Origin of the sequence: Kitasatospora sp. NPDC004669 (assembly GCF_040609455.1) — a bacterium.
Taxonomy (GTDB): Bacteria; Actinomycetota; Actinomycetes; order Streptomycetales; family Streptomycetaceae; genus Kitasatospora.
Window position 1 is genome coordinate 1 of sequence record NZ_JBEXKB010000168.1, and the last position, 5,506, is coordinate 5,506.

Consider the following 5,506-nt stretch of genomic DNA (forward strand, 5'->3'; position numbering starts at 1 on the left):
ACGAATACGAGCAGGATTACTGGGCGCAACTGGAGCGAGCCCCGCAAGCCGCTTGATCACACGATCGCGGACTCCACCAAAGTCGGGGCAGCTCAGTTCGGTGGGTTTGAAGCTGGGCGTGGCGGTCCTGACCATGGGCACGCGGCCGAAGGAACTGGCCGAGCTGCTGGCCTCGGTGGAGATGCAGACCGTCAAGTCGGCGCGGACGGTGGTGGTCGCCCAGGGCTGCCCGTTGCCGGAGTTGCCGGCGTGGGTGGAGGGCGTCGAGCTGGCTGAGAACCTCGGGGTGACCGGCGGCCGGAACGTGGCGCTGGAGCACCTGCGTGACGTGGACGTGGTGATCGACCTGGACGACGACGGCCTGCTGGTCGCCGACGACGTGTTTGCGAGGATCGAGGCCCTGTACGAGGCGGACCCCCAGCTGGGCATCGTGTCCTTCCGGATCGCCGACGAGACCGGGCTGACCCAGCGCCGCCACGTCCCCCGGCTGCGGGCCGGCGATCCGATGCGCGGTGGCGAGGTGACCAGCTTCCTCGGCGGCGGCCATGGGCTGTCGACGAAGATGCTGGCGCAGGTCGGGGACTGGCCGGACGCGTTCTTCTTCGCGCACGAGGAGACCGACATGGTCTGGCGGGCGCTCGACGCGGACTGGCGAGTGCTGTACGCCCCTGAGCTGCTGCTGCAGCACCCGCGGACCAGTCCGACCCGGCACTCGTTCTTCTACCGGGTGAACGCCCGCAACCGCGTGTACCTCGCGCGCCGGCACCTGCCCGCTGTGCTGGTGCCGGTCTACCTCGGCGTGTGGGTGGCGCTTACGGTCGCCCGTACGCGGAACGCGGCCGGGTTGAAGGCGTGGTTCTCGGGCTTCGCTGAGGGCTGGCGCACACCGTGCGGTCGGCGCAAGCCGATGCGCTGGCGCACGGTGTGGACCATGACCCGGCTCGGCCGGCCCCCGATCATCTAGGCCGCAACCGCCCGGCGCATCCACTCCGGGATCGCGCCGGGGTTTGCCCGCAGCCAGGCCACGTAGCGGGCGACGCCCTCCTCGATGCTGGTGGTCGGCCGCCAGCCCAGCAGCTCCTCCATCCGGTCGACGGAGGCGTACCCGCCCTCGGGGTCACCGGATGGCATCGGCGTCTCGACGAGCTGGGTGTCGGGGTAGTGGGCGCGGACCAGCTCGGCGACCTGCCGGATCGACGTGCCGGTGCCCGTACCGATGTTGACCGTCTCGTTGTGCGCGCGGGGCGAGGTCAGCGCGTGCCGGTGCCGGTGGCGATGTCGTCGACGTGGACCAGGTCACGGATCTGGTGGCCGCCGCCGTTGAGCTGCAGCGGCAGGCCGAGTGCGGCCCGCATGGTGAACCAGGCGACCACCCAGGAGTGGCTGTTCTCCTTCACGACCTGCGGTTCACCGTAGACCGAGAAGTACCGCACGATCGCGTAGGAGTGGTCGGCCTTTCCGAGCATGGCGGCGGTCTGGTACTCGCCCCAGACCTTGCTGTTCCCGTACACCGACACTGGCGAGACGGCCGCATCCTCGACAAACCGCGGGCTGCCGTTGCCGTAGACGCTGGCCGAGGAGACGAACACCATGCGCTGCAGCCGCGTGGAGGTGGCGACGGCGTCGAGGACGTGCTGGGTGCCGATGATGTTGGAGTCGATGGCGTCCAGCGGCCGGCGCGTGCAGGCGGCGACGTCGGCCAGCGCGGCGGCGTGGATCACGTAGTCGCATTCGGTGATCACTCGGTTCATCAGGCCCGGTTCGGCGATGTCGCCGACGATGAAGTCCGGGTTGAAGGTGTCGATGCCGAAGCGCTCGCGGTACACCTCGGGCGGATAGGCGTCGAGCTTGCACACCGAGATGGCGCGTGCGCCAAGTTGGCGGAGCTGGCCCGTGATGCGGCTGCCGATCAGGCCGCCGGCCCCGGTGACCAGGATGGTCTTCCCGGCGAGCTGTTCAAGGGACATGAGGTGTTCCCTTCCTGTGGTGAGCGTGGAGTGTTGGCGGATCAGTTGGCGCGGTGCCGCGGGCAGGCGCAGTCGGGCCAGACCTCGATTCGGGCGACGTACTCGTCGGGTCCCGGGTTGGCGGTGATCACGCCGGAGTCGTCGTAGCGGGTGCCGTCCTGCGCGACCCTGAACGTGCGGATGGTCAGACCCGGACGGCGCCTGGCGCGAGTGGCGCGGTCCTCTTCAGCAGTTGCGCTCGCCTTGCTATCCGCCGGGGACTGCGCTTCCGCCGTGCGTCGGGTCGTGGCGTTGTCCATCGGATCTCTCCCATTGCCGGCCGCGGGGCGGTGCGCCCGTGGTGCTGGACGGGGTGATCGGCAGGTGCTGCAAGCCGCCCAGATCTCACTCTTCGCTGTCACTTGTGCGCGGATTGCGAAGTGCCGTCAGCATGGCGGCGGGCGGTGAGGCATGGATACGACGTCGCTGCCGTCATGGTGGCGTCGCCATCGGGCGCTGGTTGGCGTGGCCGACGACGTCGTGCGTCATGGCCACCGTCATGGCTGCCGCCATCTGGCCCGAGAGCCCTCCTGGCGGGTTTCCTGCCGACCGACCATGGCTATCGTCAGAGCAGACGAACGGGGACGGAGAGGATCCGCAGTGGCCGAAACCCCCACGCTATTAAGGGTCTTGACGCTGCAGCGCCACTGGCAGGTCTACGAGACCTTCCGTCTCCGGTTCGAGGCGACGGCCAACTCGGCCGCCGAGCAGGAGAACGACCCCCGGCTTCGCGGCCTGTCGGTCTCCAAGCGGCAGTTCGAGCGCTGGTACGGCGGCGCGGTGAAGACCCGCCCTTACCCGGACCAGTGCCGGGTCCTGGAGGCGATGTTCGGCGTCAGCGTCGGCGTGCTCCTCGCGCCTGCGCTGGCCGCTTCCCTGCCGGCGCCTGCGGTCGCCGGCTCGTTCGTCGTCCCGCCGCCACGGCCGGTCCCTGTCCTTCTCGCCTCAGAGCAGGCAGCGGTGCCGCCTGCCGGTGGCCCGTCCAACAGCGAGACCCGCTTCGACGCGGGCACCACGGAATTGGAAAGGCAGGTCGCGATGGCGGCTCGTCGTGCACTTCGGTTCACCGCGATGGCAGAGGGCAGCAGCATCGGCCCGGAGACCCTGGGCCAGATCCACGACGAGGTGCGGCGGCTGACCGTCGCCTACCCGAGGCTGGCGCTGCCGACCCTGCTCGGCGACCTGGTCGAGGTGCAGGACCTCACCTTCCGCCTCCTCGAACACGGCCGCGTCAAGCCCCTGCAGGCACGCGAGCTGTACCTGCTCGCCGGGATCACCTCCGGCATGCTCGCCAAGGCCAGCCACGACCTGGGCAACCCGAGCGCCGCGATGATGCAGGCCCGCACTGCCTTCGTGTGCGCAGACAACGCCGACCACCACGCCATGCGCGCCTGGGTCCGCTCGCTCCAGTCGCTCATCTCCTACTGGGCGGGCCGCCCCGGCGAGGCCGCCGACTACGCCGCCCTCGGGCAGAGCGTGGCCGGTGACGTCCGCGGCACCACCAGCGTCTGGCTGGCCTGTCTCTCCGCCCGCGCCCATTCCCTCCTCGGCGACGGCGAGGCCACGCGCACCGCCATCCAGCAGGCCGAGGACGCCCGCGCGGCCGCCGAACCGGACGACCTCGACGCCTTCGGCGGCATCATGACCTTCCCCGTGCCCCGACAGCTCTACTACGTTGCCGAGGCCACCGTGCAGCTCGGCGAGGACGCAGCGCTCGGCGAGAGCCAGTCCGAGGCCGCCGTCGCCGCCTACCGCGACGCCTCCGAGGACGACTGGGCTTTCGGCGACGAGGCCGGCGCCCAGACCGACCTCGCCCTCGCCCGCATCGCCCGAGGCGAGGTCGAAGGTGCCGTTGAGGCCGTCCGCCCGGTACTCGACCTCCCCATCGAGCAGCGGAACTTCGGCATCGTCAGCAGCGCTCAACGCGTCCACGCCGCGCTGAGTGCCGATGGCCGTCGCAACGGCATTGTGGGCGTGAATCTGCAGCAGGAGATCGAGGCCTTTACCGCCACCCCGACCTCGGTCCTCGTCCGGTGACCCCACGGATAGGCTCCGCAGCCATGACCCCAGTTCACCTGGCCGGCCCCCGCCTGGCACTGCGCGAAGTCGAACCCGAGGACACCGACGCCCTCCTGGCCATCTACGGCGACCCGGAGGCCACCCGGCACCTCAGCTTCGAACCCCGCACCCGCGACCAGGTTCAGGCGATCACCGCCCGCTCCATCGCCTCCGCGAGCGCCACCCCGCGAACCGAGTACTGCCTCGCCATCACCCGGCTCGGCGAGCACCAGTTGATCGGCTACGCGCGCCTGGCCACCGAACCGCAGCAGGCCGCCACCATCGGCTTCGCCCTCCACCCGGCCGAGTGGGGCAAGGGCCTCGGCGCGGAGACCGTCCACCTGCTGTGCGCCCTCGGTTTCAACGTCCTCGGCCTGCACCGCATCTGGGCGGCCCGATCACCGCTCAACGAGGCATCCGCGCGCACCTTGCTGAGGGCCGGCATGACGGAGGACGGGCGGATCCGCGACCATGTCTTTGTCTACGGCGCCTGGCGCGACTCGATCACCTACTCGATCCTGGAGCACGAGTGGCCACCGAACGGCGTGCTGGGTGCCGTCGCCGATCGCGAGAGCTGAGCCCCCGGGGATCTGTTCTTGCGGGCCCGGCAGCGCAGCGCCTCCGCGATCTCCCCGCTGGCGCTTGACTCCGGGACCTGTCCTCGCACCCCTGGGCGAGGGCAGATGCGTGCGGCGGGCGGTAAGACCGTCCGATGCGACAACTTGCTCCGTCAGGAGCGGGCCGGGGTAAGGATGACTTACCCCACAACTTGCTCCGGTTTCCGGTGGTCTGACCGGGGTTCGGATCACGGGTGATCTCTTGCAGCCAGGGGCTTCCGATGCGCTGACACTGCTTTCCCTGGGCTTATGCAGAGCGGGCCAGGGGACGTTACGGCGTGCGGTGGAATATCGGAAATCTGCTCGAGGACGGGGCGTTCACGGCGAGGCGTACACGCGAGCCCCCTTATAGAGGGGGGCTCGCGCGTGAACGCTGGCTCGCGTTGAAGTTCCCCCGCTGAACTGGACAGCCTGATACTGGGACGGATGGTCCCGGAGGAAGCAGCCCAGATCGTGAGTGGCAAGAGCAACATGAGCAAGCGGTACGCGGCCGAGTTCAAGCGGGACGCGATCGCGCTCGTCCGGTCCTCGCCGCATCGGAACGTCACCGAGATCGCCCGGGAACTGGGCGTGAGTCCCGAGGGGCTGCGGGGCTGGGCCAAGCAGGACAGGACCGATCGGGGTGAGGGGCCGGCGGGCGCGCTGACCAGCGATGAGCGCGAGGAACTGCGCCGCATCCGCCGCGAGCTGGCCGAGGTCAAGAAGGCGAACGAGATCCTGGTAAAAGCCGCGGTGCAGTCAACCCGTCATCGCAACATCCCAGGTGACGGAGGATGTGACGCATGGCGAGGTTGGGGCGTCCGGGCATGTCGGACACACAGAAGC

At 69.7% G+C, this 5,506-nt stretch carries 7 protein-coding genes; 4 read left to right on the forward strand and 3 right to left on the reverse strand.

The annotated features are described in order from the left end of the window. Positions 1 to 133 precede the first annotated feature (133 nt). Entirely contained in the window at positions 134 to 964 is an 831-nt protein-coding gene (locus tag ABZW30_RS46375) for a glycosyltransferase family 2 protein (RefSeq protein ID WP_355677390.1), read from the forward strand. On the opposite strand, the gene ABZW30_RS46380 is transcribed toward ABZW30_RS46375, so the two are convergent. From ABZW30_RS46380 to ABZW30_RS46390, 3 genes are all read right to left on the reverse strand, one after another. After that, the gene (locus ABZW30_RS46380; RefSeq protein WP_355677384.1) at positions 961 to 1,131 is read right to left on the reverse strand and encodes a hypothetical protein; all 171 of its coding nucleotides are present in this window, start codon (positions 1,129 to 1,131) and stop codon (positions 961 to 963) included. The genes ABZW30_RS46375 and ABZW30_RS46380 overlap by 4 nt on opposite strands. Positions 1,132 to 1,250: 119 nt before the next feature. Continuing rightward, complete coding sequence (locus tag ABZW30_RS46385) at positions 1,251 to 1,967, reverse strand: NAD-dependent epimerase/dehydratase family protein (protein WP_355677385.1); 717 nt, start codon at positions 1,965 to 1,967, stop codon at positions 1,251 to 1,253. Positions 1,968 to 2,008: 41 nt separating this feature from the next. Beyond that, positions 2,009 to 2,266 (reverse strand): hypothetical protein, encoded by a 258-nt coding sequence (locus ABZW30_RS46390; RefSeq protein ID WP_355677386.1) that lies wholly within the window; start codon positions 2,264 to 2,266, stop codon positions 2,009 to 2,011. A gap of 370 nt (positions 2,267 to 2,636) precedes the next feature. Between ABZW30_RS46390 and ABZW30_RS46395 the strand changes: the two genes are divergently transcribed. The 3 genes from ABZW30_RS46395 to ABZW30_RS46405 form a co-directional block, all read left to right on the forward strand. Continuing rightward, complete coding sequence (locus tag ABZW30_RS46395; protein ID WP_355677387.1) at positions 2,637 to 4,043, forward strand: hypothetical protein; 1,407 nt, start codon at positions 2,637 to 2,639, stop codon at positions 4,041 to 4,043. 23 nt (positions 4,044 to 4,066) lie between these two features. Continuing rightward, on the forward strand, positions 4,067 to 4,642 hold the full coding sequence (locus ABZW30_RS46400; protein ID WP_355677388.1) for a GNAT family protein: 576 nt from the start codon (positions 4,067 to 4,069) through the stop codon (positions 4,640 to 4,642). A gap of 465 nt (positions 4,643 to 5,107) precedes the next feature. Further along, positions 5,108 to 5,506: transposase (locus tag ABZW30_RS46405; protein ID WP_355677389.1), on the forward strand; the 399-nt coding region annotated here is incomplete at its 3' end.